At 71.0% G+C, this 26,951-nt stretch carries 25 protein-coding genes; 8 read left to right on the forward strand and 17 right to left on the reverse strand.

The features are described 5' to 3' along the window. Nucleotides 1-102: 102 nt before the first annotated feature. Nucleotides 103-792 (forward strand): ATP phosphoribosyltransferase, encoded by a 690-nt coding sequence (gene hisG / locus DR046_RS01815; RefSeq protein ID WP_115379341.1) that lies wholly within the window; start codon nt 103-105, stop codon nt 790-792. A gap of 19 nt (nt 793-811) precedes the next feature. Here the strand turns inward: hisG and DR046_RS01820 are convergent, their stop codons facing one another. From DR046_RS01820 to DR046_RS01830, 3 genes are all read right to left on the reverse strand, one after another. Then, nucleotides 812-1,468 carry a DUF938 domain-containing protein gene (locus DR046_RS01820; RefSeq protein ID WP_115379343.1) on the reverse strand — a complete coding sequence of 219 codons (657 nt, stop codon included), beginning with the start codon at nt 1,466-1,468 and terminating at the stop codon, nt 812-814. Further along, a complete protein-coding gene (locus DR046_RS01825) occupies nt 1,468-2,535 on the reverse strand; it encodes an NAD(P)/FAD-dependent oxidoreductase (protein WP_115379345.1) in 1,068 nt (355 codons plus the stop codon). The genes DR046_RS01820 and DR046_RS01825 overlap by 1 nt, the downstream gene beginning before the upstream one ends. A 136-nt stretch (nt 2,536-2,671) precedes the next feature. After that, on the reverse strand, nt 2,672-3,604 hold the full coding sequence (locus tag DR046_RS01830) for an aldo/keto reductase (protein ID WP_115379347.1): 933 nt from the start codon (nt 3,602-3,604) through the stop codon (nt 2,672-2,674). A 143-nt stretch (nt 3,605-3,747) separates the two neighbouring features. On the opposite strand from DR046_RS01830, the gene DR046_RS01835 reads away from it, so the two are divergent. Then, the gene (locus DR046_RS01835; RefSeq protein ID WP_115379349.1) at nt 3,748-5,388 is read left to right on the forward strand and encodes an alpha-amylase family protein; all 1,641 of its coding nucleotides are present in this window, start codon (nt 3,748-3,750) and stop codon (nt 5,386-5,388) included. A gap of 50 nt (nt 5,389-5,438) precedes the next feature. On the opposite strand, the gene DR046_RS01840 is transcribed toward DR046_RS01835, so the two are convergent. The 11 genes from DR046_RS01840 to xdhA all read right to left on the reverse strand — a co-directional run bounded on the left by DR046_RS01840 (nt 5,439) and on the right by xdhA (nt 17,174). After that, a complete protein-coding gene (locus DR046_RS01840; RefSeq protein WP_115379351.1) occupies nt 5,439-6,410 on the reverse strand; it encodes a TIGR03885 family FMN-dependent LLM class oxidoreductase in 972 nt (323 codons plus the stop codon). Nucleotides 6,411-6,600: 190 nt separating this feature from the next. Beyond that, nucleotides 6,601-7,701, reverse strand: coding sequence for a BMP family ABC transporter substrate-binding protein (locus tag DR046_RS01845; RefSeq protein ID WP_115379353.1), 1,101 nt, complete (start codon nt 7,699-7,701; stop codon nt 6,601-6,603). Then, nucleotides 7,698-8,438, reverse strand: coding sequence for an ion transporter (locus DR046_RS01850; protein WP_115379355.1), 741 nt, complete (start codon nt 8,436-8,438; stop codon nt 7,698-7,700). The genes DR046_RS01845 and DR046_RS01850 overlap by 4 nt, the downstream gene beginning before the upstream one ends. Further along, a complete protein-coding gene (locus DR046_RS01855; RefSeq protein WP_115379357.1) occupies nt 8,425-9,351 on the reverse strand; it encodes an ABC transporter permease in 927 nt (308 codons plus the stop codon). The genes DR046_RS01850 and DR046_RS01855 overlap by 14 nt, the downstream gene beginning before the upstream one ends. After that, complete coding sequence (locus tag DR046_RS01860; RefSeq protein ID WP_115379359.1) at nt 9,342-9,608, reverse strand: hypothetical protein; 267 nt, start codon at nt 9,606-9,608, stop codon at nt 9,342-9,344. Before DR046_RS01860 ends, DR046_RS01855 begins: the two co-directional genes overlap by 10 nt. 55 nt (nt 9,609-9,663) lie before the next feature. After that, complete coding sequence (locus DR046_RS01865; RefSeq protein WP_115379361.1) at nt 9,664-9,957, reverse strand: hypothetical protein; 294 nt, start codon at nt 9,955-9,957, stop codon at nt 9,664-9,666. Further along, nucleotides 9,954-11,072: an ABC transporter permease gene (locus DR046_RS01870; RefSeq protein WP_115379363.1), complete on the reverse strand. Its 1,119-nt coding sequence runs from the start codon at nt 11,070-11,072 to the stop codon at nt 9,954-9,956. Before DR046_RS01870 ends, DR046_RS01865 begins: the two co-directional genes overlap by 4 nt. 21 nt (nt 11,073-11,093) lie before the next feature. Further along, nucleotides 11,094-12,608, reverse strand: a complete 1,515-nt coding sequence (locus tag DR046_RS01875; protein ID WP_245190754.1) for an ABC transporter ATP-binding protein — start codon at nt 12,606-12,608, stop codon at nt 11,094-11,096. Further along, nucleotides 12,605-13,465: a xanthine dehydrogenase accessory protein XdhC gene (gene xdhC / locus DR046_RS01880; protein WP_115379365.1), complete on the reverse strand. Its 861-nt coding sequence runs from the start codon at nt 13,463-13,465 to the stop codon at nt 12,605-12,607. The genes DR046_RS01875 and xdhC overlap by 4 nt, the downstream gene beginning before the upstream one ends. Then, nucleotides 13,462-15,792: a xanthine dehydrogenase molybdopterin binding subunit gene (gene xdhB / locus DR046_RS01885; protein ID WP_115379367.1), complete on the reverse strand. Its 2,331-nt coding sequence runs from the start codon at nt 15,790-15,792 to the stop codon at nt 13,462-13,464. The genes xdhC and xdhB overlap by 4 nt, the downstream gene beginning before the upstream one ends. Then, complete coding sequence (gene xdhA, locus DR046_RS01890; RefSeq protein WP_115379369.1) at nt 15,789-17,174, reverse strand: xanthine dehydrogenase small subunit; 1,386 nt, start codon at nt 17,172-17,174, stop codon at nt 15,789-15,791. Before xdhA ends, xdhB begins: the two co-directional genes overlap by 4 nt. A 168-nt stretch (nt 17,175-17,342) precedes the next feature. On the opposite strand from xdhA, the gene DR046_RS01895 reads away from it, so the two are divergent. The 4 genes from DR046_RS01895 to DR046_RS01910 all read left to right on the forward strand — a co-directional run bounded on the left by DR046_RS01895 (nt 17,343) and on the right by DR046_RS01910 (nt 23,364). Next, nucleotides 17,343-17,744 carry a PRC-barrel domain-containing protein gene (locus DR046_RS01895; protein WP_115379371.1) on the forward strand — a complete coding sequence of 134 codons (402 nt, stop codon included), beginning with the start codon at nt 17,343-17,345 and terminating at the stop codon, nt 17,742-17,744. Between the two features lie 70 nt (nt 17,745-17,814). Continuing rightward, nucleotides 17,815-21,336, forward strand: coding sequence for a DNA polymerase III subunit alpha (dnaE, locus tag DR046_RS01900; RefSeq protein ID WP_115379373.1), 3,522 nt, complete (start codon nt 17,815-17,817; stop codon nt 21,334-21,336). An 86-nt stretch (nt 21,337-21,422) separates the two neighbouring features. After that, nucleotides 21,423-22,205, forward strand: coding sequence for an HNH endonuclease (locus tag DR046_RS01905; protein WP_245190755.1), 783 nt, complete (start codon nt 21,423-21,425; stop codon nt 22,203-22,205). Continuing rightward, a complete protein-coding gene (locus DR046_RS01910; protein WP_115379377.1) occupies nt 22,198-23,364 on the forward strand; it encodes a hydantoinase/carbamoylase family amidase in 1,167 nt (388 codons plus the stop codon). The genes DR046_RS01905 and DR046_RS01910 overlap by 8 nt, the downstream gene beginning before the upstream one ends. A gap of 159 nt (nt 23,365-23,523) precedes the next feature. Here the strand turns inward: DR046_RS01910 and DR046_RS01915 are convergent, their stop codons facing one another. Then, nucleotides 23,524-23,985 (reverse strand): Lrp/AsnC family transcriptional regulator, encoded by a 462-nt coding sequence (locus tag DR046_RS01915; protein WP_115379379.1) that lies wholly within the window; start codon nt 23,983-23,985, stop codon nt 23,524-23,526. Between the two features lie 111 nt (nt 23,986-24,096). On the opposite strand from DR046_RS01915, the gene DR046_RS01920 reads away from it, so the two are divergent. Both DR046_RS01920 and DR046_RS01925 read left to right on the forward strand, forming a co-directional pair. Continuing rightward, nucleotides 24,097-24,315 carry a DUF6356 family protein gene (locus DR046_RS01920; protein ID WP_115379381.1) on the forward strand — a complete coding sequence of 73 codons (219 nt, stop codon included), beginning with the start codon at nt 24,097-24,099 and terminating at the stop codon, nt 24,313-24,315. Between the two features lie 6 nt (nt 24,316-24,321). Next, a complete protein-coding gene (locus tag DR046_RS01925; RefSeq protein WP_115379383.1) occupies nt 24,322-25,110 on the forward strand; it encodes a class II glutamine amidotransferase in 789 nt (262 codons plus the stop codon). Here the strand turns inward: DR046_RS01925 and DR046_RS01930 are convergent. Further along, the gene (locus tag DR046_RS01930) at nt 25,096-25,965 is read right to left on the reverse strand and encodes a DMT family transporter (RefSeq protein WP_115379385.1); all 870 of its coding nucleotides are present in this window, start codon (nt 25,963-25,965) and stop codon (nt 25,096-25,098) included. The genes DR046_RS01925 and DR046_RS01930 overlap by 15 nt on opposite strands. Next, a complete protein-coding gene (locus DR046_RS01935; RefSeq protein ID WP_115379387.1) occupies nt 25,958-26,848 on the reverse strand; it encodes a LysR family transcriptional regulator in 891 nt (296 codons plus the stop codon). The genes DR046_RS01930 and DR046_RS01935 overlap by 8 nt, the downstream gene beginning before the upstream one ends. Nucleotides 26,849-26,951 lie beyond the last annotated feature (103 nt).

Below are 26,951 nucleotides of genomic sequence, written 5' to 3' on the forward strand. Positions count from 1 at the left end.
GGAGGCGCACGCTCGATCCAGGGGATCCCGCTTGCCGGACCGGGCCTGTGCCTCAGATCGGACCGGCGGAGCAATGTCTGCACCCCCTGCCGGAGGCCGCCCATGATCGCGCTCGGCGTGCCGTCCAAGGGGCGGCTGATGGAGAAGACCTTCGAGTGGTTCGGCGCGCGGGGGCTGCAGCTCTCCCGCAGCGGGTCGGAGAGGGAATATGCCGGCAGCGTCGAGGGCGCCGAGATGCGGCTGGTCCTGCTGTCGGCCTCCGAGATCCCGCGGGAGCTCGCCGCCGGGCGCATCCATCTCGGCGTGACCGGCAGTGACCTCGTCCGCGAAAGCCTGCTGGGCTGGCAGGATGCGGTCGAGCCGCTGGCGCCGATGGGCTTCGGCCATGCGGACCTCATCCTCGCCGTGCCGATGCTCTGGGCCGATGTCGACACGCTGGACGATCTCGACGCCGTCTGCGCCCAGTTCCGGGCGACCCACGGCCACCGCCTGCGCATCGCCACCAAGTATCACCGGCTGGTGCGGGAGTTCCTGCGGGCGAACGGCGTGGCCGATTACGCGCTGGTCGACAGCCAGGGCGCGACCGAGGGCACGGTGCTGAACGGCACCGCCGAGGCCATCGCCGACATCACCTCGACCGGCGAGACGCTGCGCGCCAACCACCTCAAGGTGCTCGAGGACGGGCTGATCCATGCCAGCCAGGCGACGCTGTTCCGCGCCCGCCGCGCGCCGTGGACGGACGAGGACCGCGCAGTGCTCGACGATCTCATGCCGCGCCTGACCCGGACCTGACCGCCGGCCCTCCGGCGGGTCAGAGACCCGGCACGCCCGTCCCCCTGCGGCCCAAAATCATCAGGTTGTTGGCCGGCATCTCGACCACCTGCGGCGACAGGTCCAGCACCCCCAAGACGGTCGTGACCACCTCGATGTCCTTCAGCCCGATGGCCGGGTCCTGCGCCTGCAGCGCGGCGTGAAATCCTGCATCGCCCTCGCTGGTCGCCATGCCGTCCCGCAGGAACGGCCCATAGATCGCAAGCCGCCCGGATGGCCCGAGGATGCGCCCGGCCTCGTCGAGAAGGACCGACATCTCCCCGTCCGAGATCAGGTGCAGCAGGTTGACCACGATCACCGCCTCGACGGGTCCCAGCGCATTCGCCCACCCGGATTCGCAGGCATCGAGATCAATGGCCGCTGCCACGTTCGGCAGCCCGCGGCAGCGCGCGTCGATCGCCCTGCGCCGGGTCGGGTCCGGGTCGCTGGGGCGGAAGGTCAGGTCCGGCCGGTGGGCGGCGAAGGCCGCGACATGCTCTCCGGTGCCCGACGCGATCTCCAGCACCTCGCCCTTGCGGGGCAGGTGCGGCAGCAGCACGTCGAGGATCGGGGCGAGGTTCCGCGCGGCGGCGGGCGACGTCATCAGCCCCTCGGCGTCGGGCGCGGGCGGCCCTTCGGGGGGGTTGGCGCGGCGCATCAGATCAGGCGCGCCGGGTCGCAGGCGGCGACGGTTGCAGGGTCCAGCACCGGCGGGCGCCCCGCGATCAGGTCGGCCAGCAGACGCGACGCGGCGGGCGCCGTCTGGAAGCCGTAGCCGCCCTGCCCCGCCGCCCACCAGAAGCCCGCCACCTCCGAGGGGCCGAGCGCGAGGCACCGGTCCGGCGTGAAGCTGCGCAGCCCTGCCCAGCTGGCCAGCGGGCGGGTCGGCGCGGCGGTGACGGCGCGGCCGTAGCGGTCGAGCCCCTCGGCGAGGTCGATCTCCTCCGGCCAGGCGTCCATCGGCTCGGACGGGGTCTCGTCGGCGGGCGAGACGATCAGCGCACCCGCGTCGGGCTTGGCGTACCAGCGCTCGCCCGCGCCCAGCAGCATCGGCCAGCCGCGCGGATCGCTGCCCGCCGGCGCCGCGATGCGCGCGACCGAGCGGCGCAGCGGCCGCAGACCCAGCGGCGTGACCCCGGCCAACGCCGCGACGCGGTCGGCCCAGGCCCCGGCGGCGTCGACCACCTGCCGCGCGGTGACGGCTTGGTCGCCGGACAGCGCCTGCCAGCCGCCCGCAACTCGGGTCATCGCGGTGACCGGGCGCCCGGTCTCGACCGTGCCCCCCGCGGCGCGAATGACGCGCAGAGCGCGCTGCTGCATCGCGTCGGTGTCGAGGTCGAAAGCGTCGGGGTCGTAGGCCGTGCGCGTCACCGCCTCCGACAGGATTGGGACGTGGCCGCGGGCCTCGGCCAGCGGGATCTCCGTCAGGTACATCCTGGAGAGATCGGCGTCGAAGACGGCCTCCTCCCCCGCCAGACCGATCAGCAGCAGACCGCGGGGCGAGAGGTCGCCGTTCGCGGCATGGGTCGCCCGGGACGCCCGGTTCAGCGCGATCACCGGCGGCAGGCCGTAGCTTTCGTCGAACATCGCGGCGGAGCGGGCGGAGCTGTGGCTGCCGAGCTGGGCCTCGGCCTCCCACAAGGTGACCTGACCCAGCGCGGAGAGGGCCGCGCCGACCGAGACGCCGGCCACACCGCCGCCGATCACCAGAAAATCGGTTTCCATGTCGGCGACATTAGGGGCGCAAAGGGTTAACGCTCAAGCGCGCAGCATGGCGACGGTCCGTTTTCGCCCGCGCAACGATCCACCCCATGCGAAGAGGATTGGGTCGCACTGCTGTCCGGTCCGGCGGCCTGCGCGTCTACCCTTCCTCCAGCCGGTCCGTCGCCGGGGGCGGGGTCGGGCTCAGCGCGGTGATCCGCTCCGCCAGGGCGGGGTCCAGATCGAACTCCAGCGCGGCGAGCGACGGCCCGAGCTGCTCGGCGGAGCGGGCGCTGACGATGGGCGCGGTGACGCCCGGATGCTTCATCGCCCAGGCCACGGCCAGCGTGGCGGGCGCGACCCCCGCCTCGGCGGCGATCGTCGCCAGCCCGCGCGCCGCCTCGTGCATCCAGTCGGGCGCATAGCGCGCGGCATAGCGCGTGTCGGTGGTCAGCCGCCCGCTGCCGCCCTGCGCGTACTTTCCGGTCAGCAGCCCGCCGCCCAGCGGCGAATAGGGCATCACGGCGATGCCCTGGTCCTGCGCCATCGGCAGGATCTCCACCTCGGCTTGGCGCTTGACGAGGTTGTACATCGGCTGAAGGGCCGCGACCCGCAGCCCGACACGGGCGGCGACGGCCTGGGCCTTCATCACCTGCCAGGCGGCATAGTTGGACACGCCGACGGTCCGGATCGTCCCGGCCTCGACCAGCTCGGCCAGGGTGTAGAACGTCTCCTCCAGCGGCGTGTCCGGGTCCCAGCGGTGCAGGTAGAGCAGGTCGATGCTGTCGAGCTTCAGCCGCGCCCGGCTCTCCTCGAGGCTGGCGAGGATGTTCGCGCGCGAGGCGCCGCCCTGGTAGGCGGCCTTGGTGGCGACGATGAGGTCGTCGCGCTCGCCCGCGACGAGGGTGCCGAGGATGCGCTCGGACTCGCCTCCGGTATAGACATGGGCGGTGTCGAAGAAGTTGACGCCCGCCGCCCGGCAGGCGGCGTACATCTCAGCGGAGGCGGCGTCGTCGGCGGTGCCGCCGAACTGCATCGCGCCGAAGCAGAGGCGGGAGGGCGGGGCGCCGTTGGGGCTTGTCAGCGTGATCATGCGCGGGAGAGTGGCGCCGCAGCGGCGCGGGCGCAAGCGCCGGCAGTCATGGCAGGTGGAAAGGGGCCAGTTAGAACGGACCGGGGATCGAAACCGCCCGGCGGCGCGTTCCCCTCGATGTCATCATCCGCGAGAGGCCCTCGATGCTCGACCTGTGGTTCAAGAACGCCGTGATCTACTGCCTGGACGTCGAGACCTTCATGGACCGGACCGGCGACGGAACCGGCGATTTCGTCGGGCTGACCGACCGGCTGGACCATCTGGAGGCCTTGGGCGTCACCTGCATCTGGCTCAACCCGTTCTATCCGTCGCCAAACCGCGACAACGGCTACGACATCACCGACTTCTATTCCGTCGATCCGCGGCTCGGCAGCCTCGGCGATTATGTCGAGTTCGCCCGTGCCGCGCGCGACAGGGGAATGAAGGTGATGGTCGACCTCGTCTGCAACCACACCTCGATCGATCACCCCTGGTTCAAGTCCGCCCGCGCCTCGAAGGACAGCCCCTATCGCGACTGGTACGTCTGGTCCGAGGAAGAGCCGGAGGACATCACCGAGGGCATCATCTTCCCCGGCGTCCAGGACGCGGTCTGGACCCATGACGAGCAGGCGGGCGCCTGGTACATGCACCGCTTCTACGCCCATCAGGCCGACCTCAACATCGCCAACCCCGCGGTCCGGGACGAGATCATGCGGATCATGGGCTTCTGGCTGGAGCTCGGCGTCGAGGGCTTCCGCATCGACGCGGTGCCGTTCCTGATCGAGTACAAGGGCCTCAAGGAGGAACCGGACCGCGATCCGCTGCTGCTGCTGTCCGAGATGCGCGACTTCCTGTCGTGGCGAAAGGCTGGGGCGATCATGCTGGCCGAGGCCAATGTGAAGCGCGAGACCGTCGGGGCCTATTTCGGCGGCCGCCGATTCGAGGCGGCCGAGCGGATGCACATGGTCTTCGACTTCCCGCTGAACCAGCGGCTCTGGCTGGGCCTCGTGCGCGGCTCGGCGGAGCCCATCCGCGAGGCGCTGCGCACCCGTCCCCGCGACATGCCGATGCAGGGGCAATTCGCGGTCTTCCTGCGCAACCACGACGAGCTGAGCCTCGACAAGCTGACCGAGGCGGAGCGGGAGGAATGCTTCGCCGCGCTCGCCCCCGAGGAATCGATGCGGATCTACGGGCGCGGCATAAGGCGGCGGCTGGCGCCGATGCTGGGCGGCGACCCGGCACGGCTGGCGCTGGCGCAGTCGCTGCTCTTCGCGCTGCCGGGCACGCCGGTGATCTGGTACGGGGACGAGATCGGGATGGGCGAGCGGCTGGACCTGGCGGAGCGCAAGCCGGTGCGCACGCCGATGCAGTGGTCGGGCGAGCCGAACGGCGGGTTCAGCGAGGTCGAGCCGGGGCAACTCGTGCGCCCGGCGGTCGAGGACGGTACGCTGGGCTTCCGCGAGACGAACGTCGCTGACCAGCGCGCGACGCAGGATTCGCTGCTGCGCAAGGTGTCGAAGATGATCAGCGTGCGCCGCGCCTGCCCCGAGATCGGATGGGGCGACTGGTCCCTGCCCGACGCGCCGGAAGGCTTGCTGGTACTGCGCTGCGAATGGCGCGGCGGCACGGTGGTGACGATCCACGACCTGAGCGGGGAAGGCGGCGAAGTGGTGCTGGACGAGGGCGCGCCGCTCGTCCCCCTGCTCTCGGACGACAAGACCGGCGCGCCGATCGAGCCGGGGGCGACGGTGCGGGTCGGCCCGCACGGGTTCCTCTGGCTGCGGGTCGGGGGAGAGCGGCGCTGAGCGGCGTCCCGCGCGTGGCGGGGCCGGAGACACCTCGGGAGCGGCCCGCCCTACCCCGCCAATTGCGGCAGCACCTTCGCGCCGAACGCCTCCAGGAACGCCTCCTGGTTCGGCCCGACATTGTGGATGTAGACCTCGGCCGCGCCCATCTCGGCGAACTCCGCCAGGCGGTCCGCATGCTCCGACAGGCTGTCGGAGACGACGACGGCGCGGGCCACGTCCTCGGGCCGCACATGCTCCGTGGCGTCCTCGAACTGCCCGGGCGTCCGAAGCTCCCACGGGACGTCGCCGCACAGCACGTTGGTCCGCCACTCGCGCCAGGCGCCGTCGAGCGCCTTCGCTTGCGTTTCGTCCCAGGCGATCTTGGCCTGCACGCAAAACGGCTTGCCCTCGCCGCCGCCCTCTCGGAAGGCGTCATGAACCCGCTGCACGGGCGCGCGGTCGGCGCTGCCCACGGTGATCAGCGCGTCGGCCCAGGACCCGCACCAGCGCGCCGTCTCGGCCGAGACGGCGGCGCCGATGATGCGCGGCGGCACCTCGGGCCGGGTGAACAGCTTCGCCTCCTCCACCGTGACGCGGCCGCGATGGGTCACCGTCTCCCCGGCCCAGAGCGCGCGGATGATGTCGACGCATTCCTTCAGATGGGCGTTGCGCTCGTCCTTGGCGGGCCAGTTCACCCCCGCGATCCCCTCGTTCAGAAGCTGGCCGGAGCCCAGCGTCATCCACAGCCGTTCGGGATACATCGCCGACAGCGTCGCCCCCGCCTGCGCGAGGATCGCCGGGTGATAGCGCCAGCCGGGACAGGAGACGGTGCGGAAATCGAGCGCCGAGGTCGCCTGCATCGCGGCACCGAGCCAGGACCAGACGAAGCCCGACTGCCCCTGCTCCACGGTCGACCAGGGATGGAAATGGTCCGAGGCGCTGGCGCAGGTAAAGCCCGCCTCCTCGGCGATGCGCGCGCAGTCGAGCAGCCGCCCGGGGGCGAACTGTTCGTGGCTGTTGTGGTATCCCCATCGGGTCATCGGCGCCTCCGGTCGCGGATCTGCTTCCGGGAGGAAAGCGGCGCGGGAGCCTCGCGGTTCCCCGGCACCGCAAGCGGCGGCCCTGCGACAGGGTAGCCTTCAAACCTGCGTTGCCCGAACGAAAGACGCCCGGCCCTTCACGGACCGGGCGCCAGAGGCGCGCTGCGGCGCAGATCAGCGGATCAGCGGATCAGTTGGGGATCTCGCCCTCGATGCCCTCGACGTAGAAGTCCATCGTGGCGAGCTGGCTGTCCTCGGCGACCTGACCCTCCTCCAGGAAGACGGTGCCGTCCTGCTTGTTGATCGGGCCGGTGAAGGGGTGGTACTCGCCCGCGGTGATCGCCGCGATCATCGCCTCGGCCTCGGCCTTCACCTCGGCGGGGACCGCCTCGGTGATCTCGCCGATCACGACCTCGCCCTCGGGCATCCCGCCCCAGCTGGCGGTCTGCTCATAGGTGCCGTCCATCAGCGCGCCGACGCGCTTGATGTAGTAGGGCGACCACTCGTCGATGATCGACGCGATCCGCGGAGTCGGCTTGAACGCTGCCATGTCCGAGGCCTGCCCGAAGGTGTAGATCATCGGGTCGCCCTCGCCGCGATTGGCGTTGGCCTCCTGCGCGGCGGCCTGCGGCGCGGTCGAGTCGGTGTGCTGCAGGATCACGTCGACGCCCTGGTCGATCATGGCGCGCGCGGCGTCGGCCTCCTTGGCGGGGTCGAACCAGGTGTAGGCCCAGGTCACGACCATCTCGACGTCGGGGTTCACCTTCTTGGCATGCAGGTAGGAGCTGTTGATGCCCTGGATCACCTCGGGAATCGGGAAGGAGCCGATATAGCCGATCTTGTTGGTCTCGGTCATGTGCCCGGCGATGGTGCCGATCACGGCGCGGCCCTCGTAGAAGCGCGCGTCATAGGTCGAGACGTTCGGATGATCGCGCTTGTAGCCGGTGGCGTGCTCGAACTTCACGTCCGGGAACTTCTCGGCGACGTTGTTGGTCGCATCCATGTAGCCGAAGGACGTGGTGAAGATGATGTCCGCGCCCTGCAGCGCCATCTGGGTGATGACGCGCTCGGCATCGGCACCCTCGGGGACGCTTTCCTGGTAGATGGTCTCGACCCGGTCGCCGAAATGCTCCTCCAGGGCGAGGCGGCCTTCGTTGTGCTGGAACGTCCAGCCGCCGTCGCCGATCGGCCCGACATAGATGAAGCCGACCTTCAGCGGGTCGTCCTGCGCGGCTGCCGCGCCGGCGAGGCCCAGGGTCAGCGCCCCGGCCAGAATGGTAGTGAGTCTCATCCGTGATCTCCCCTCGGATTCTCGTTATCGCTCTGAAACTCCGACAGGAGCGCGGCCGTGACAAGCCCCGCCGGAACCGCCACCACGCCGAGCCCCACCAGAAGGATGCAGGCGGTGAATATCTGCCCGCCGGTGGTGACGGGATAGACGTCGCCATAGCCCACCGTCGTCAACGTGGCGATCGCCCACCAGAGCGCGTGCGGAATCGAGGCGAAGGCCTCGGGCTGCGCGGCGTTCTCGAAATGGTAGATCCCCACCGCCGACAGGTAGGCCATGCAGAGCGACAGGAAGCCGAACACGGCAAGATCGCCCCGGCAGGAAGCCAGCGCCCGCACCAGCCGCGCCAGCGAGCGGTCGGCGCGGAACATCTTGAGCAGGCGCAGCAGCCGCAGAAGCCGCAGCACCCGCAGCGCCGCCCAGTCCGGCGCCAGCAGCAGAAGCCCCGGCAGGATCGCCAGCAGGTCGACGAGCCCCCAGAAGGACAGGGCGTAGCGCAAGGGCCGCTCCGCCGCCCAGAGGCGGGCCAGGTATTCGACCGTGAACACCGCGAGGATGACGATCTCGGCCAGCGACAGCCCGCGGGCCGCCCAGCGCGGCAGGTCCGGCACCGTCTCGACGGCGATGATCAGGGCCGAAGCGAAGATCAGCCCCGACAGCGCCAGCCCGAAGGCGCGCCCGGCCGGGCCTTCCCCGTCGAGGAGGTCGCGCAGCGCCGCCCTGGTGTCAGCTCGACGCATGGAAGGAGCGGCCCAGATCGGCCGGGGCGCCCCCGCCACGCCCCCGGCGCGAGATCAGCACCAGCACGAGGATGGTAACGAGATAGGGCGCCGCGCTCAGTAGCTCGACCGGGATGCGCGCCCCCGCCGTCTGGAGGTTCAGCTGCAGCACCGTGATCCCGCCGAAGAGATAGGCGCCAAGCAGCACCCTCTCGGGCTTCCAGGAGGCAAAGACGACCAGCGCCAGCGCAATCCAGCCCGCGCCCGCCGTCATGCCCTCGGTCCATTGCGGCACCCGGACGAGCGACAGGTAGGCCCCGCCCAGCCCCGCGCAGGCCCCGCCGAAGGCGATGGCCAGCAGGCGGACGCGCACGACGTGGTAGCCCAGCGCGTGGGCGGCGTTATGGCTCTCGCCCACGGCGCGCAGGATCAGGCCCGCGCGGGTGAAGCGGAGGAAGGCCCAGGTCGCGGCGACCAGCGCGAGCGAGACATAGACCATCGGATCGTGCCCGAAGAGGACCCGGCCGAAGAAGGGCAGGTCCGAGAGCGGCCCGAAGTCGAGCCGGGCGAGGCCGTCGACCTTCATCTGCGCGTAGCTCTGGCCCAGCAGGCTTGCCAGGCCCAGCCCGAACAGCGTCAGGGCGAGGCCGGTGGCGACCTGGTTCGACAGCAGGATCTGCGTCAGAACTCCGAACAGAAGCGCCATCACCGCGCCGCCGACGATGGCCGCCCCGAAGCCGAGCCAGACCGAGGAGCTTTCGACGGCGGCGATGAAGCCGATCGCCGCGCCCATGATCATCATCCCCTCGACGCCGAGGTTCAGCACCCCCGCCTTCTCGACCACAAGCTCGCCCAGCGCGGCGAGCAGGATCGGCGTCGCGGCGACCATGAGGGAGGCGATGAGCAGCGTGGGGGAGATGGAGGTCAGGTCCATGGCGTCGCTCCGATCAGGAAGATGAGGGCGGTCGCGCCGCAGAGACCCGGTGCCAGCCCCATGCCATCCGGTCCGAGGAACGGCCGCGCCATCAGCCAGCCCGCGATCCCGAAGACGAGGCCGGTGCCGACCACGATGGCGAGGGCGAAGATCGGTCGCGACAGCCCCGCCGCGAGGTCGGGCGCGACGAAGGCCAGCAACGCAGCGACCAGTGCCCCGATGAGGGTGGCGACCCCGAAGGCCCGCGCCCCGCTCACTCCGAAGCCTCCAGCACGGTCGCGCCCAAGGCGGGCCGGCGGGGAGGGAGGGCCTTCAGCTCCACGCTCCGCTCCCATGCCAGGTCACGAGGCAATGCACGCAGATGACGGCGAAGCCGAGCCCCATGCCGAACACCATGCGCCCCAGCATCGCCCGGGAGGGGCGGTGGCGTGCAACCCAGACGCGGGCGCGGGGCGCCACCAGGACCAGGGCGGCGAGCCCCAGCGCGACGGCCAGATGCGCCGCGACGAAGGCCAACCCGGCCCCTGCCATGGGCCCGTGGGCCATCGCGGGCACCATCGCTCCCATCGCCAGCCCCATGGGCCAGGCCATCCGCATGTGGGTCATTCCGCCGCCTCCACCACCGGGGACGGCGCGGGCGCGCGCCGATCCCGCCGCTTCACCCGCAGCCGGAAATTCGTCATCACGTCCACCGCCAGCAGGAAGAACAGCAGCATCCCCTGGAAGGCGCTGATCGCCGAGGCGGGAAGCCCGAGATTGGTCGCCGCCGCGTCGCCCCCGACATAAGTCAGCGCCATCAGCAGACCGGCCAGCAGGATGCCCACCGGGTTCAGCCGCCCGAGGAAGGCCACGATGATCGCGGTGAAGCCATACCCGCTCGCGAAGTCGATGCTGATCTGCCCCGCCGGACCGGTCACCTCGAACAGCCCCGCCATCCCCGCCAGTACGCCCGCCAGGCCCATGCAGAACACGACGAGCCGCGCGGGCCGCACGCCTGCGAAGGCCGCCGCCCGGGGCGCCGCGCCGGTCAGCTTGATCTGGAAGCCCATCAGGTGCCGCGTCAGCAGGATATGGGCGAAGACCACGGCGATCAGCGCCGCCACCACGCCCCAATGCGCGCCGGTGCCCGCGATCAGTTCGGGGTTGGCCGAGGCCTCCCACCGACTGAGGTTGCGCGAGCCAGGAAAGCCCGTGGCGTCCGGGTTGCGCAGCCAGGACACGGCGGCAGAGGCGAGGATGTTCTGGGCCACGTAGACCAGCATCAGCGAGACGAGGATCTCGTTCGTCCCGAAGCGGATGCGCAGGAGGGCCGGGATCATCGCCCAGGCGAAGCCTCCCAGCGCGCCGCAGACCACCATCAGCGGGAAGATCAGCCGCGTCTCGGCCGGGTAGAAGGCCAGCCCCGCCGCCGCCCCGCAGAGCGCGCCGACGATGTACTGCCCCTCGGCCCCGATGTTCCAGATGCCCGCCCGGAACCCCAGCGCCAGCCCGACCGCGATCAGGATCAGCGGCCCCGCCTTCACCAGAAGCTGGCCCCGGAAGTAGAAGGCGAATTCGCCGAAGACCGGGTCCCAGAAGATCGTGCGCATCGCCTCCAGCGGGTCGGTCCCGAGGAAGGCGAACATGATGCCGCCCGCGACCAGCGTCAGCCCGACCGCGACCAGCGGCGAGGCCCAGGCCCAGACCCGGGACGGCGTCGGGCGGCGTTCCAGCGCGATCATCGGGCCGCTCCGGGAGCTCTGTCAGACATGTGCCACCTCCATGTCATGCGCGCCGCCCAGCATCAGCCCGATGCGCTCCACCGTCAGGTCCTGGGCAGGCACCGGCGCGCCGAGCCGGCCCTCGTTGAGCGCGGCGAAACGGTCCGAGATCTGCAAGAGCTCCTCGAGGTCCTGCGAGATCACGATCACCCCCGCCCCCTGCGCCGCAAGGTCCAGCAGAGCCTGCCGGATCGCGGCGGCGGCGGCAGCATCGACACCCCAGGTCGGCTGGTTGACGACCAGGACCTTCGGGTCCTGCAGCACCTCGCGCCCGATCACGAATTTCTGGAGGTTCCCCCCCGACAGCGCCCGCGCCGCGACATGGGGTCCGGGCGTGCGCACGTCGAACGCGTCGATCACGTCCTGCGCGAAAAGCTTCGCGCGTCCCCAGTCGAGAAACCCGCGCCGCAGCATCCCCTTGCGCGCGGCACCCGTCATGGCGGCGTTCTCGGTCAGGCTCATGTCCGGGGCGGCGGCATGGCCCAGGCGTTCCTCGGGCGCGGTCAGGAGGCCCGCCTGACGCCGCAACGTCGGTCCCGCGCGCGACAGGTCCGTCCCGCCCAGCATGACCGTGCCCTTCGCTGACGGCCGCTCCCCGGACAGGGCGCCCAGCAGCTCGTCCTGACCGTTCCCCGCGACGCCGCCGATTCCCAGCACCTCGCCCGCGCGCAGAACGAAGCCGATATCGCGCAGCGGCGTGCCGAATTGCGAGGCGGGCGGCAGCGACAGGCCCGTGACCCGCAGCAGCACGCCATCGGGCTCCGGCCCGCGGCCCTTGGGCTGGGTCAGCGTCATGCCCACCATGCGCTCGGCCAGCTCGGCGGCGGAGGTCGTGCGCGGGTCGCACTCGCCCACCACCTTGCCGCCGCGCAGGATCGTCGCCGCGTCGCAGAGCGCGCGGATCTCCTCCAGCTTGTGCGAGATGTAGAGGATCGCGGTCCCCTCCGCCGAGAGCTTGCGCAGCGTGGAGAAGAGCGTGTCCACCTCCTGCGGGGTCAGGACCGAGGTCGGCTCGTCCATGATCAGAAGGCGCGGGTCCTGCAAAAGGCAGCGTACGATCTCGACCCGCTGGCGCTCCCCAGCCGATAGGTCGCCCACCCGGCGGCCCGGGTCGAGCGGCAGGCCGTAGGTCCGGCTCACCTCGGAGATGCGGCGCGCGAGGTCGCGCAGCGGCGGCGGGTTCTCCATGCCCAGACCCACGTTCTCGGCGACCGACAGCGCCTCGAACAGGCTGAAATGCTGGAAGACCATGGCCACGCCCGCAGCCCGCGCCTCGCGCGGCTCGGACGGGGCATAGGAGCGGCCGCCCAGCGTCATGCGGCCGGCATCCGGCCTGACCAGCCCGTAGATCGCCTTGACCAGCGTCGACTTGCCCGCGCCGTTCTCGCCCAGCAGGGCGTGCACGCCGCCCTCGGCGACCTGCATCGACACGTCTGAATTGGCGACCACGCCGGGATAGGCCTTGGTCAGCCCCTCGATGGTGAGCAGTGCCGTCACGTGATCCCCTCTCGCGGCCCCGTGGACAGTAGCCGCGCGGCGACGCCGACCGCAATGGCCTGAGGGTGCTTGCCGAGGGACGGGTCGCCGATCGGGCAGTCGATCCGGGCGATGGCGTCGTCGGAATGCCCCAGATCACGCAGCCGCGCCCGGAACCGCGCCCATTTCGTCGCCGATCCGATGAGGCCGCAGCCGGCGAATCCGTGGCGCAGCGCGGCATGGCAGAGCGCGAGGTCCACCTCGTGGCTCCAGGTCAGGATCAGATGCTCCGCATGATCGGGCGCGTGCGCCATCGCGCGCGGCAGGTCGACGGCGGCGAGCGGGGTGACATCCGGCAGCTCGGGCAGCCGGTCGGGCCGGTCGACGACGGTCACCGACAGGTCCGGCAGCGGGGCGAGCACCCCGGCCAGCGCGCGCCCGACATGGCCCGCGCCCCAGATCCAGACGGCGCGGGCCGGGGCGGCCGCCTCCTCCCGCACCCAGCCCTCGGCGAAGAGGAACGGGCCGGCCGGACAGGGCCGGTTGCCCTCGACCCGCCGCGTCCAGGGCAGGTCCGGCACGGCGTCCAGCCTCTCGATCACCAGCGTGACGGCGCCGCCGCAGCACTGGCCCAGCGCGGGACCGAGCGGCATCCGCTCCACCCGCGCGCGGCCATCGGCCAGCACCTCGCGCGCGAGGGCCAGCGCGCGCCATTCCAGCGCGCCGCCGCCGATGGTCCCGTCGAACCCGTCGCCCCAGACCAGCATCCCGGTCCCCGCCCCGCGCGGCACCGAGCCGCGCGCCTCGGCCACAAGTACGCGCGCGACCGCGCCATGCGTTGCAAGTGCGGCACTGAGCGCCGCGACGTCCAGCGTCACGACGCCCGCACCGCCATCAGCACCCGCTCCGCCGTGGCGGGTGCGTCGATCAGCGGGTTGCCGCCCGCCGCGGCGATGGCCTGCGACAGCGCCGAGAACACGCTGATCCCGTGCATGAAGGGCGGCTCGCCCACGGCCTTGGAGCGATAGATCGTCTCCTCCCGGTTGGGCCCGTCCCAGAGATGGACGTCGAACGCCTCCGGCACGTCCGAGGCGCAGGGGATCTTGTAGGTCGAGGGCGCGTGGGTGCGCAGCCGCCCCTTGCCGTCCCAGACCAGCTCCTCGGTGGTCAGCCAGCCCGCGCCCTGCACGAAGCCGCCCTCGATCTGGCCGATGTCCAGCGCCGGGTTCAGCGACGCGCCGGCGTCGTGCAGGATGTCCGTGCGCAGAATGCGGTTCTCTCCGGTCAGCCGGTCAATCGCGACCTCCGAACAGGCAGCGCCGTAGGCGAAATAGAAGAACGGCCGCCCCTTCCCGGCTGCCCGGTCCCAGGAGATGTCGGGCGTGGCATAGAACCCCGTCGCCGACAGCGACACGCGGCCCATGTAGACCTTGGCGGCGACCTCCTCGAAGCCGTATTCCGCGCCCGCGACCCGCACCCGGTCGTCCGCGAAGACGACCGAGGCGGGCTCTGCCTGGTGCTCGGCTGCCAGGAACTCGGCCATCCGCTCGCGGATCGCGTCGCAGGCGCGGGCGACCGCCATGCCGTTCAGGTCCGCGCCCGACGAGGCCGCCGTGGCCGAGGTGTTGGGCACCTTTCCGGTATCGGTCGCAGTGATCCGCACCCGCGCCGGATCGCAGCCGAAGCGCGAGGCGGCGACCTGCGCCACCTTGGAATGAAGCCCCTGCCCCATCTCGGTTCCGCCGTGGTTCAGATGGACCGATCCGTCGGCATAGACATGCACCAGCGCCCCCGCCTGGTTCAGATGGGTCAGCGTGAACGAGATTCCGAACTTCACCGGTGTCAGCGCGATCCCGCGCTTCAGCCTCGAATTCTCCGCGTTCCATGCCGCCACCCGCGCCCGCCGGGCGTCGTAGTCGCAGGTCTCGCGCAACCGCTCCACGATCGCGCCGAGGCAGAAATCCTCCACCCGCTGTCCGTAATGCGTATGCCCCTTCTTCGATGCTCCATAAATATTCCGGGGAGCGCGAGGGGCTGGCCCCTCGCTCCCGCCCTCGACAGCTGCGTCATCGTAGAAGTTCAGGCGCCGCACCTCCAGCGGGTCCCGCCCCACGGCCTGCGCGACATGATCCATGACCCGCTCGATTCCGAGCATGCCCTGCGGCCCGCCGAAGCCCCGGAAGGCGGTGGCCGACTGCATGTTGGTCCGAAGCCGCCAGGACGTCACCTCCAGGGCGGGGATGTCGTAGGCGTTGTCGGCATGCAGCATCGCCCGGTCGGCCACCGGCAGCGACAGGTCCTGCGACCAGCCGCAGCGCACCCAGTGGCGGAACCGCACCGCCGTCACCCGGCCCTCGTCGTCATGGCCGACCTCGTAGGCGATGCGGAAATCGTGCCGCTTGCCCGTCACGACGAAATCGTCGTCGCGGTCGTAGCGCATCCGCGCCGCGCGGCCCGTGCGCGCGGCGACGACGGCACAGGCGATGGCCAGCGCGTTGCCCTGGCTCTCCTTGCCGCCGAAGCCGCCGCCCATGCGCCGCACCTCCGAGCGCACCGCATGCATCGGCACGCCCAGCGCGTCGGCGACCTTGTGCTGGATCTCGGTCGGATGCTGGGTCGAGGTGACGACATGCATCTCGCCCCCCTCGCCCGGCAGCGCCAGCGCGGCCTGGCCTTCGAGGTAGAAATGCTCCTGTCCGCCGATCTCGAACTGCCCTTCCAGCCGGCGCGGCGCGGCGGAAAGCTCCGCCTCCACATCGCCGTCCGACCAGATGCGGGGACCGTCGTCGAACCAGGTCTCGGCCTCCAGCGCGTCCTCGACGGTCAGGATAGGTGGAAGCTCGGCCACCTCCGCCCGGTGCAGCCGGGCCGCGCGGCGCGCGTTCAGGTGACTGTCGGCCACCACGAGATAGAGAGGCTGGCCGGCGTAATGGATCTCGCCGGTGCAGAGCAGCGGCTCGTCATGCAGCGAGGGCGAGCAGTCCGGCATCGTCCCGAAGTCTTCCGCCGACAGCACGGCGACCACGCCGGGCGCCGCGCGCACCGCGGCGAGGTCGAGCGCGTCCAGCCGCCCGCGCGCGACCTCCGAGACGCCGAATGCGAGGTGCAGGCAGCCCGCGGGCGCGGGCACGTCGTCGGTGTAGCGCGCCGCACCCGTGACGTGCAGCCGCGCGCTCTCATGCGGCATCGGTTTCGCGACGGTCATGCCCGCAGCTCCAGCAGGACGGGGCCGTCCCCGGCCAGCGCGCGGAAGGCGCCCATCAGCGCGCCGCGCGCCGCCTCCAGCCGGTAGGCGGCCGAGGCGCGCATGTCCGACAGCGGCGTGAAGTCCTCGGCCAGCGCGGCCGCGGCCTTCTCGAAGGCGGCCTCCGTCACCTTCTGGCCGTCGAGCGCTGCCTCGGCATGGGCGGCGCGCTTCGGCGTGCCCGCCATGCCGCCGAAGGCGATGCGCGGGGCGGCGAGCCTGCCCTCCACCACCGGCAGGTTGGCGCCCATGCAGAGCGCCGAGATATCCTGGTCGAATCGCTTGGACACCTTGTGGCAATAGAGCGCGTCCGGCTGGCGGGGGATCGTCACCGCCTCGACGAACTCGCCCGGCTGCCGGTCCTGTTTGCCGTAGTCGAGGAAGAAGTCTTCCAGCGGCATCGCACGGCGCTCCGCGCCCCGGCGCAGGTGCAGCGTGGCGCCCAGCGCGATCAGCGGGGGCGGGCTGTCGCCGATGGGCGAGCCGTTGGCGATGTTGCCGCCGATGGTCGCCGCGTTACGCACCTGAACCGATCCGTAACGGCGCAGAAGTTCAGCGAAGGACGGGTGGTGCGGCGCGATGGCGCGGCGCAGCGTCTCCATGTCGGTCATCGCGCCGATGCGGATCCCGTCCTCCGTCACCTCGATGCCCTTCAGGTCCTCGCAACGGTTCAGGAACGCGACCTGGCCCAGGTCGCGGAACTGCTTCGTCACCCAAAGACCCACGTCCGTCGCCCCTGCGACGAGGGTGGCGTCGGGGTTCGCGAGATACCAGTCCGCCAACGCGTCCGCAGATGTCGGAGCGAGGGGGCCAGCCCCCTCGTGCTCCCCCGGAGAATTTCCGGCCACAGGAAGAGGGGACTCGCGCATGTGGTCCGGGACCGGCGCCGCCTCGACGTCGCGGGCGGCGCGCAGGATCGGCGCATAGCCGGTGCAGCGGCAGAGGTTGCCCGCGATCTGGTCGGCATGGTCCCTTTCGCCGCGGGCATGGGCCGCGGCCATCGTCGTGATGAAGCCGGGCGTGCAGAAGCCGCACTGGCTGCCGTGGCGGTCGATCATCGCCTGCTGGACGGGGTGCAGCGTGCCATCCGGAGCGGCGATGCCCTCGACGGTGCGGACCGCCTTCCCAGCGACCTGAGGCAGGAACAGGATGCAGGCGTTGAGCGCCTTCGGCATACCGTCGGCGCCGGTCACGACGACGGAGCAGGCGCCGCAATCGCCCTCGTTGCAGCCCTCCTTGGTGCCGGTCAGGCCGCGCGCGCGCAGCCAGTCGAGCAGGGTGTCGGTCGGGTCGCCGGGCGTGGCGGTGACGTCCTCGCCGTTCAGGCGGAAAGGGATCTCCATGCGTGTCTGGTCCGCCGCAGTACCGGTCCGGCCCGGTGCCCCCTCCGATGCGGCGTAGGAGGGGCGGGCGCCCCATTAGACTAGGCATCGCGGGGGATTGGCAAGAGGGCCGCCGGGGAACGCGCGCAGGCCGCCGGGCGTTCGCACCGAAAGCCACGGAGAGACGCCATGCGCCACGCCCTGCTTTCGCTGATCCTGCTCGCCGCGCCCCTGCCGCTGGCCGCGCAGGACCTGCCCGAACCCGACGCCCTCCTGTCGGGCGCCGCCGACGCCGCCGAGCGACTGCGCGACGCGGCCGAGGATCGCCTGACCCTTGCCGACAGCCTGGGCGCCGAGGTGATCGGCCCCGACGGCGAGTCCATCGGCACGGTCGAAGACTTCGTCGCCCTGCCCGGCGGCAACCTCGTCGCCGCCGTGATCGCCCGCGAAGGCGGCGACCGGATCGCGCTGCCTTGGGACATTGTGCAGGCCGGGCTCGCTGCCGGTTCGGAGATCGAGATCCCGATGACCGGGTCCGAGCTCGACGGCGCGGAGGCCTTGCAGGATCTCTCGGACGCGCTGGACCTCTGACGCCACGGGCGGCGCGCGGAGTGTCCGCGCTCCCTTTCGGCCTCGGGCGGGGCGGGCTAGACATGGGGACATGGCCGAGCCCCGATTCATCCATCTCCGCGTCCACACGGAATATTCGCTGCTGGAAGGGGCCCTGCGCCTCGGCGAGTTGCCGGATCTGGCCGCGCGGGTCGGCATGCCCGCCGTCGCGATCACCGACACCAACAACATGTTCGCCGCGCTCGAGGCGGCGACGAAGCTTTCGGCGAAGGGTATTCAGCCGATCATGGGCTGCCAGGTCGACCTGATGCACGACCCCGCGCCCCCGGGCGAGCGGCCTCGCGCGCCCGCGCCCATCGTCCTGCTGGCGCAGGACGAGCCGGGCTACGAGAACCTGATGCGGCTCAATTCCTGCCTCTACCTGGAACGGCCGGACATGCTGCCGCAGGTCACCCTCGAGGAGCTGGAGACCTTCTCGGGCGGGCTGATCTGCCTGACCGGCGGCCCGGACGGCCCGCTGGGCCGGCTGGTGACGGCGGGACAGGAGGCGCGGGCCGAGGCGCTGCTCGACCGCCTGGCCGCGATCTACGGCGACCGGCTCTATGTCGAGTTGCAACGCCACCGCCAGCCTGAGCCGACGGAGCGTTTCCATGTCGAGGCGGCCTATGCCAAGGGCCTGCCGCTGGTCGCCACGAACGACGTCTACTTCAAGGACGCCGCGATGCACGCGGCGCATGACGCGCTGCTCTGCATCGCGGAAGGCGCCTATGTCGACCAGCAGGCCCCGCGCCGCCGGGTCACGCCCGAGCACCGGTTCAAGTCGCCCTCCGAGATGGCCGCGCTCTTCGCCGACCTGCCGGAGGCGCTGGAGAACACCGTCGAGATCGCCCGCCGCTGCGCCTTCAAGGCCTATGGCCGCGACCCGATCCTGCCGCGCTTCGCCGAGGACGAGGTGGCCGAACTGCGCCGCCAGTCCGTCGAGGGCCTGAAGGCGCGCCTCGCCGTGATTCCCCATGCGGCGCCGGTCGAAGACTACGAGAAGCGCCTGGACTACGAGCTGGGCATCATCGAAGGGATGGGCTTTCCCGGCTACTTCCTGATCGTCGCCGACTTCATCAAATGGGCCAAGGACCACGAGATCCCCGTCGGCCCTGGTCGGGGCTCCGGCGCGGGGTCGCTCGTGGCCTACGCGCTGACGATCACGGACCTGGACCCCCTGCGCTACGGCCTGCTGTTCGAGCGGTTCCTCAACCCCGAGCGGGTGTCGATGCCCGACTTCGACATCGACTTCTGCATGGACCGCCGGGAAGAGGTGATCCGCTACGTCCAGGGCAAGTACGGCCGCGACAAGGTCGGCCAGATCATCACATTCGGCGCGCTCTTGTCAAAAGCCGCGGTGCGCGACGTGGGGCGGGTGCTGGGCATGCCCTACGGCCAATGCGACCAGCTGTCCAAGATGATCCCGGTCGAGGGCGTGAAGCCGGTCAGCATCACCAAGGCCCTCGCCGAGGAACCCCGCCTGCGCGAGGCGGCGCGCGAAAGCGACCAGGACCGCCGCGAGGGCCGCACCAACCCCGTCAAGCGCCTGCTGGACTTCGCCGAGAAGCTGGAGGGGCTCTTGCGCAACGCCTCGACCCATGCCGCCGGCGTGGTGATCGGGGACCGGCCGCTCGACCGTCTGGTGCCGCTCTACAAGGACCCCCGGTCCGACATGCCCGCGACCCAGTTCAACATGAAATGGGTCGAGAAGGCGGGGCTGGTGAAGTTCGACTTCCTCGGGCTCAAGACGCTGACGCAGGTGATCGACGCCATCCGTCTGGTGCGCATGCAGGGCCGCGACCTGCACCAGGCCGCCGACGGGCGCGTCATCTATGAGCCGCAGCCCGGCACCGAGAACGACATCAACGCCATCCCGCTGGACGATCCGGGCGCCTACGAGGTCTATGCCTCGGCCCGGACGGTCGCGGTGTTCCAGGTGGAATCGACGGGCATGATGGACGCGCTGCGCCGGATGAAGCCCACCTGCATCGAGGATATCGTGGCGCTGGTGGCACTTTACCGCCCCGGCCCGATGGAGAACATCCCGAAATATTGCGAGGTGAAGAACGGGCTGTCGAAGCGCGACACGCTCCACCCCCTGATCGACAGCATCCTCGACGAGACGCAGGGGATCATCGTCTATCAGGAACAGGTGATGGAGATCGCGCGGAAGCTCGCCGGTTATTCCCTCGGCGGCGCGGACCTTCTGCGCCGCGCCATGGGCAAGAAGATCCAGGCCGAGATGGACGCGCAGAAGCCGATCTTCCTCGACGGCTGCGCGAAGAACGGGGTGGACAAGAAGAAGGCCGAGGAGGTCTGGGCGCTTCTCGACAAGTTCGCCAACTATGGCTTCAACAAGTCCCACGCGGCGGCCTATGCCGTCGTCAGCTACCAGACGGCCTGGCTGAAGGCGAACCACCCGGTGGAGTTCATGGCCGGGATCATGAACTCGGACATCCACCTGACCGACAAGCTGGCGGTCTATGCCGAAGAGGTCCGCAAGACGAAGGACCGGGGCGGCCTGGGCCTGACGATCGTTCCTCCCTGCGTCAACCGCTCGGACGCGACCTTCACTGTGCGGGACGGCGCGCTGGTCTACGCGCTCGGCGCGCTCAAGAACGTGGGCGTCGAGGCGATGGGGCTGGTGGTCAAGGGCCGCGGCGACAGGCCGTTCAGCACCCTCTACGACTTCGCCCGCCGCGTCGACCTGAAGCGCATCGGCAAGCGCCCGCTGGAGATGCTCGCGCGGGCGGGGGCCTTCGACGAGCTCGACGGCAACCGCGCCCGGGTGCTCGAGGCGCTCGACGCGCTCTGCGGCTATTCGGCCGCGATCCACGACCAGCGCGCCTCGAACCAGGTCTCGCTCTTCGGCGAGGCGGGCGACGACCTGCCCGAGCCGCGCCTGCCCCATCGCGACGACTGGCTTCCGGCGGAGCGGCTGGGCGAGGAGTTCAGGGCCATCGGCTTCTACCTCTCGGGCCATCCGCTCGACGACTACATGCCCGCGTTGAAGCGGCAGGACGTCAAGACCCTGGCCGAGGTGCAAGAGCTGACGCGCCAGGGCCCGCGCCTCGTCAAGATGGCCGGCATCGTCGCCGCCCGGCAGGAACGCAAGTCGGCCCGCGGCAACCGCTTCGCCTTCCTCCAGGCCTCCGATCCCTCGGGCGGCTACGAATGCATGGTCTTCTCCGACACGCTCGACGCCTCGCGCCAGCATCTGGAGCCGGGCTGCCGCGTCCTCCTCCAGGTCGAGGCCACGCAGGAGTCCGACCAGCTCAAGCTGCTCGCCCGCGGCGTGACGCCGATGGACGAGGCCGTCGATGCCGCGCCCCAGATCGGCCTGCGCATCTTCGTCGAGGGCGGCCCCGCCGCGCTCGCGCCGCTCTCCGGCCTGCTCGCCCGCGTCTCGTCCGAGGCGAAGACCCGCGGCCGCGGCCCTGTCCATCTCTGCCTGCTCGGCGACGACCTGCCCGGCGAGGTCGAGTTCCGCCTGCCCGGCGAATACCCCGTCACCCCTCAGATCAAGGGCGCCCTGCGCTCGCTTCCCGGCGTGGCGATGGTGGAAGAGGTGTGAGCCACGCCGTCCTGATCCAGAACCCGGACTCGATCTACGACGACGCCCACGGGCTGCATTACCATTTCCCCAAGAGATACGTCGGAATGCTGCGCGAGTGCGTGGGCGATTGGGTCGTCTTTTACGAAGGGCGGGCCGGCCTGAACGGCTACACGCATGTGCAGAAGGTCGCGGGGGTGCGACCCGACCCGAAGCGACCCGATCATTTCTATGCCGATCTCGATCCTGCCGAGATGCTGCAATTCGAGCGGAGGGTCTCCCGACTCCGGCCTGACGGGACACCATACGAGCAACGCCTTCCTCCTTCGGGCGGGCTGAACGCGTCCGCCGTGCGCCGGCTCACACCGCGGGAATTCTCTGCGATCGTGTCCGAGGGACTGCACGAACTCCCCGACATCGATGCCCATCCCCGGTCGGGGCCGCTGTTCGATCTGGAAGAGGATCAGTCCGCCTTCACCATCGACCGCACGAAGGTCCTCACCAGCCGCACTCTCCGCGACGCGGCCTTCTCGCGGATGGTCCGCCGGGCCTATGGCGGGCGATGCGCCATCTCTGGCCTCTCAATCCGAAACGGCGGCGGCAGGGCCGAAGTGCAGGCTGCGCATATCCGCCCCGTCGCTCATGGCGGTCCGGACGTCGTCCGCAACGGTCTTGCGCTGTCCGGAACCTTGCACTGGATGTTCGACCGCGGGCTCATCGCAATTGCCGAAGATCACGCCATCATGGTTTCACACAACAAGGTCGATATCGCGACGGTCGACCGGCTTCTCCACCCGTCGCGCCGCTTGATGCTTCCCAAAGACCCACGCGACCATCCTCACCCGGAATATCTCCGTTACCACCGAGAAGAGGTATACGGCCATGCCTGACCACCACCGCTTCCTCGCCGACCTCCACGCCCTTCGTGCCATCGGCGCGCAGGGCACCGGCGTCGTCCGCCGCGCCTTCAGCCCCGACGATGTCCGCGCCCGGCTCTGGCTCGCCGACCGCTTCGCCGAGGCCGGGCTCGCGCCGCGCATCGACCCGGCGGGCAATGTCTGGGGCCTCGGCGGCCCGCTTCTCATCGGCTCCCACACCGACACCCAGCCCGAGGGCGGCTGGCTCGACGGCGCCCTCGGCGTGATCGCGGGGCTGGAGGTCGCCCGCACCACTCCCGGCGTCTCCGTCGTCAGCTTCCAGGACGAGGAGGGCCGCTTCGGCAAGACCACCGGCTCCGAGATCTGGTCCGGCGCGCTGGCGCTCGACGCCGCCGACGCGCTCACCGCGCTCGACGGCCCCTCCTTCGGCGCGGCGCGCCGGGCCCTCCCCGAGACCGGGCCGATGCCGGACCCCTCGACCTTCCGCGCCTATCTGGAACTCCATATCGAGCAGGGGCCCGTCCTCGACACCGCCGGCGAGGGCGCGGGCGTCGTCACCGCGATCGTCGGCCTGCGCGAGGTCACCGTCACCCTGACCGGGCAGCAGAACCACGCCGGGACCACGCCGATGCGGATGCGCCGCGACGCGATGACCGGCCTCGCCATGTCCCATGCCGCGATCACCGAGGCGCTGCGCAACGTCGCCGCGCCCGACAGCGTCTGGACCCTCGGCCATGTCGCGCTGCACCCCAACGCGCCCTCGGCCGTGCCCGGACGGGTCCGCTTCACCGTCCAGTGGCGCGACGGCGACGCGGGCCGCCTCGACCGGATGGAGGAGGCCATCCGCGCCGCCCTGGCGCGCGCCGCCGAGGCCACCGACCTCGCCCTCGACATCTCCGCCACCGCCGCCCTGCCGCCCACCGCAATGGACCCGAAGCTGCGCGCCGCCCTCACCCGGGCCGCCGAGGCGCGCCTGCCCGGCCGCTGGCGTGAGATGCCGTCGGGCGCGCTCCACGACGCGACGAACGTCGCCCGTCACCTGCCCGTCGCAATGCTGTTCGCGCCCTCCATCGGCGGCATCAGCCACGCCTTCGAGGAGGACACGGCCGAGGACGACCTGACCGCCGCCCTCGACATCCTCGCCGCCGCAGCAGCGGACCTCGCCGCCTGACAGCCCCTTCCCGGGGCTCCAAATACTCCGGGGGAGTCGCCCCCCGGGGCGACGGGGGCGGAGCCCCCGGCACCGCCCGTCCCCCCGCGCGCGCCGAGGCGACGCACGGCCGAAGGGCCGGGCGGAGGGGGGCTCGATGCCCCCCTGCGCCCGTCCCCCTCAGACCGGCAGCGCGGTCCGGTCCACGATGTCCTCCATCACGAAGCTCGCCGAGATGTCCGCGACCGGCACCCGGGCGATCAGCGCCTTGTAGAAGCGGTCGTAATCGGCCACGTCGCGCACCCGGACGCGCAGCACGTAGTCGAGTTCCCCGGTCATGCGGTGCGCGCCCTGGATCTCGGGCATCGCGGCGACGGCGGCCTGGAACCGCTCCAGCCAGCCCGGCTCGTGCGCGCCGACGCGGATCAGGACGAAGACCGCCAGCCCCAGCCCCAGCGACGCCGCGTCCAGGACCGCCACGCGCGCCCGGATCACGCCCGCCTCCTCCAGCCGCTTCACCCGGCGCCAGCAGGCGTTGCGCGACAGGTGGACCCGCTCCGACAGCACGTCGAGGCTCTGGCCCGCATCGACCTGGAGGGCGCGCAGGATGCGCCGGTCCGTTTCGTCCGCGATATCCTTCATGACCGGTACGGATATCCCACGACTACCGCGAATGCCATCCCGATTTGGGACATGTTCGACCCGCCCCAAGGATACCCTGCCCCAACCAAACCCAAAGACCGGAGACACTCGATGGACCGCGCCCAAGCCTTCCTCAACGCCTTCCGCGACCACCCCGCCTCGGTCGACGAGACCTATTTCGGCCATATGCGCTTCGCCCTGGGCTTCGCGGGCGCACTGTTCCTCGCGGGCGGCGCGGCGCTCGTCCATGCCTTCGTCCCGCCGCTCTTCGAGACAACGGCCAGCCGCAAGATCCGCGCGCTGCACGCCCGCATCCACAACCGGCACTAGACCTCCATGTGCCGGATGCTGGGCTATTCCGGCCCGCCCATCGCCCTAGAGCGGCTGGTGACGCGCCCCTGCCATTCGCTTCTGCGGCAGGCCCAGCATGCCGACGAGGCCAAGCTCGCCGTCAACGGCGACGGGTTCGGGATGGCCTGGTGGGGCGAGGATGCCGAGCCCGGCCTCTACCGCGACGTGCTGCCCGCCTGGGCCGACGGCAACCTCGCCAGCCTCTGCCGGGTGATCCGCTCTCGGCTGTTCCTCGCCCATGTCCGCGCGGGCACGACCGGCGGCACGGGCCGCGCGAATTGCCATCCCTTCACCCACGGCGCCTGGGCCTTCTGCCACAACGGCCGCATCGGCGACTTCGCCGCCCATCGTCGCGCGCTCGAGGCGGCGCTGCCCGACGCGCTCTATGCCCGGCGCGAGGGGGCGACCGACAGCGAGGTGCTGTTCCTGACGCTGCTGGCCGAGGGCCTGGCGGAGGACGCCCCCGGCGCCGTTGCCCGCGTGCTGGCTCGGCTCGCCGCGCGTCGGCAGGGCGGAGAGCCCGACCGCATCACCTGCCTGATGAGCGACGGCCGCCGCCTGCTCGGCCTGCGCCACGCCTCGGACGCGCATGCGCCGACACTCTATGCCAGCCGCGGGCCGCTCGACCATGGCGGCTGGGCACTGGCCTCCGAGCCGCTCGACGGCGTCGCGGCCAACTGGTGCGCGGTCCCGCCCGAGTCGCTCGTGATCCTCGACGGCGGCGCGCCCGTCGTCATGCCGCTCGCGTCTGCCCCGCTCTCAGCCGTCGCGTAGCAGCAGCGCCAGCGCCCCGACCGTCACCGCCACCCCGACAAGCTGCACCGCGGGCGGCCCGCCGCCGCCCAGCGCCAGCGTCCAGACGATGACCCAGGACGGCACCAGATAGGTATAGGCCATCACCTTCGACGACGGCAGGCGCAGCGTCGCGAATTGCAGCAGCACGAAGGTCGCCGCGCTGGCCGCAACCGCCGTGTAGAGGATGGCGATCCAGACGCGCGGCGGCAGCGCCCCCCAGTCCGTCGCCGCCAGGGCGGGTGCACCCAGCACGATCAGCAGGACCGCACCCGCGACCAGCGTGCCGAAGCTGAAGACGATCGCCCGTTCCCCCCGGTTCAGCTTGCGCACCAGCGGCGTATAGAGCGCGTGCGCCACGCAACCGACGAGATACACCGCCTCGCCGCGCCCGAGCCCGGCGCCCTCGGCCCCACCGCTGAAGATCACCCACAGCGCCCCCGCCGCGCCCAGCGCCAGCGCCACGAGGATGCGGCCGGTCGCGACCTGCCCCAGCAAGGCCCAGCCGAAGCCCGCCGTGATGATCGGCGTCAGCGTGAAGACCGCCGCGGCCGAAACCGGCGCGGCGGTCTTCAGCCCTTCGAACATCAGCACGAAATAGATCGCGAAGACGCCGCCCAGCACCGCGTATCGCCAGGGCGCCGCCCAGGCGCCGCGCGACGCCCCCCCGGTCAGGACCATGGCGATCCCGATGACGCAGGCCGCCACCACGAAGCGCACCGCGTTCAGCGCCATCGGCGCGATGTCGTTGGCCGCCGCAGCGCCGATGGGGAAGGACCCCGCGATCAGCGCCGAAGCGAGGAGCATCGCGAGATGCCCCCGCAGCGCGTCACTCAAAGGTCGGCCAGCGCTTCGCCCAGTCCTTGAGGAAGCTCACGAAGGTCTGGACCTTGGCGGTGCGGTGCAGGTCGACATGGGTCACGAGCCAGAGCTGGCTGTTCCATTCGGGACGCGGGCCGAAAACCATCTCGACATCCTCCTCCTCGTCCTCGGCCCAGGTGGTCGAGAAGCCGATGCCCAGCCCCGCCTTCACCGCCGGGCGCGCGGCGGTGATCTGGTTGATCTGGTAGCCGATGTTCCTGGCCGGGATGTTCTTCTTCAGCCAGGCGAAGAACGGCGCGCGCGGCACCTCGTCGGCCGAGCCGATGAAGACGTGGTCACCGACATCCTCCAGGCTCTCGGGCCGGCCGTGACGCTTGATGTAGTCCTTCGAGGCGTAAAGCGCGAAGCCCTGAAGATAGAACTTCTGCACCACGTTGTCGGGCTGGTCCGGCGGGTTGCCCGCCCGGATCGCGACATGCGCCTCGCCGTATTCCAGCCGGAACAGACGCTCGTCGGTCAGGAACTTGATGGTGAGCTCCGGATGCTCCTCCCGGAAGGCGGCCAGCGCGGGCGAGAGCAGCGGCGCCAGCACGGCGAGCGAGGTGATGATCAGCTCGCCCGTGACCTCGTTGCCGCGCCCGTGGATGCGGTTGGCGAGCTGCGCGAGCTGGTCGTCCGTCGACTGCGCGACCTTCAGCAGATCCTGCCCCGCCTCGGTCGGGGTGTAGCCGCGGGCATGGCGCTGGAACAGCTTGGTGCCGAGCTTGGCCTCCAGGCTGTCGACATGCCGGATCACCGTCGCATGATGCACGCCCAGCGCCTGCGCCGCGCCCGACACCGTGCCCAGCCGCGCGACCTGATAGGCGGTCCGCACCTCGTCCCAATCGTCGAATGCCATCGCGTCCTCCGTTTGTGCGCAGGTAACCCCGCACCGATGCACATGACAAGGTTTCCCTGCATGTGCGCACAGGGTCTGCGGGCTCGGTGCGAATTGCCCGAAG

The organism is Jannaschia formosa (assembly GCF_003340555.1).
Classification (GTDB): Bacteria; Pseudomonadota; Alphaproteobacteria; order Rhodobacterales; family Rhodobacteraceae; genus Jannaschia; species Jannaschia formosa.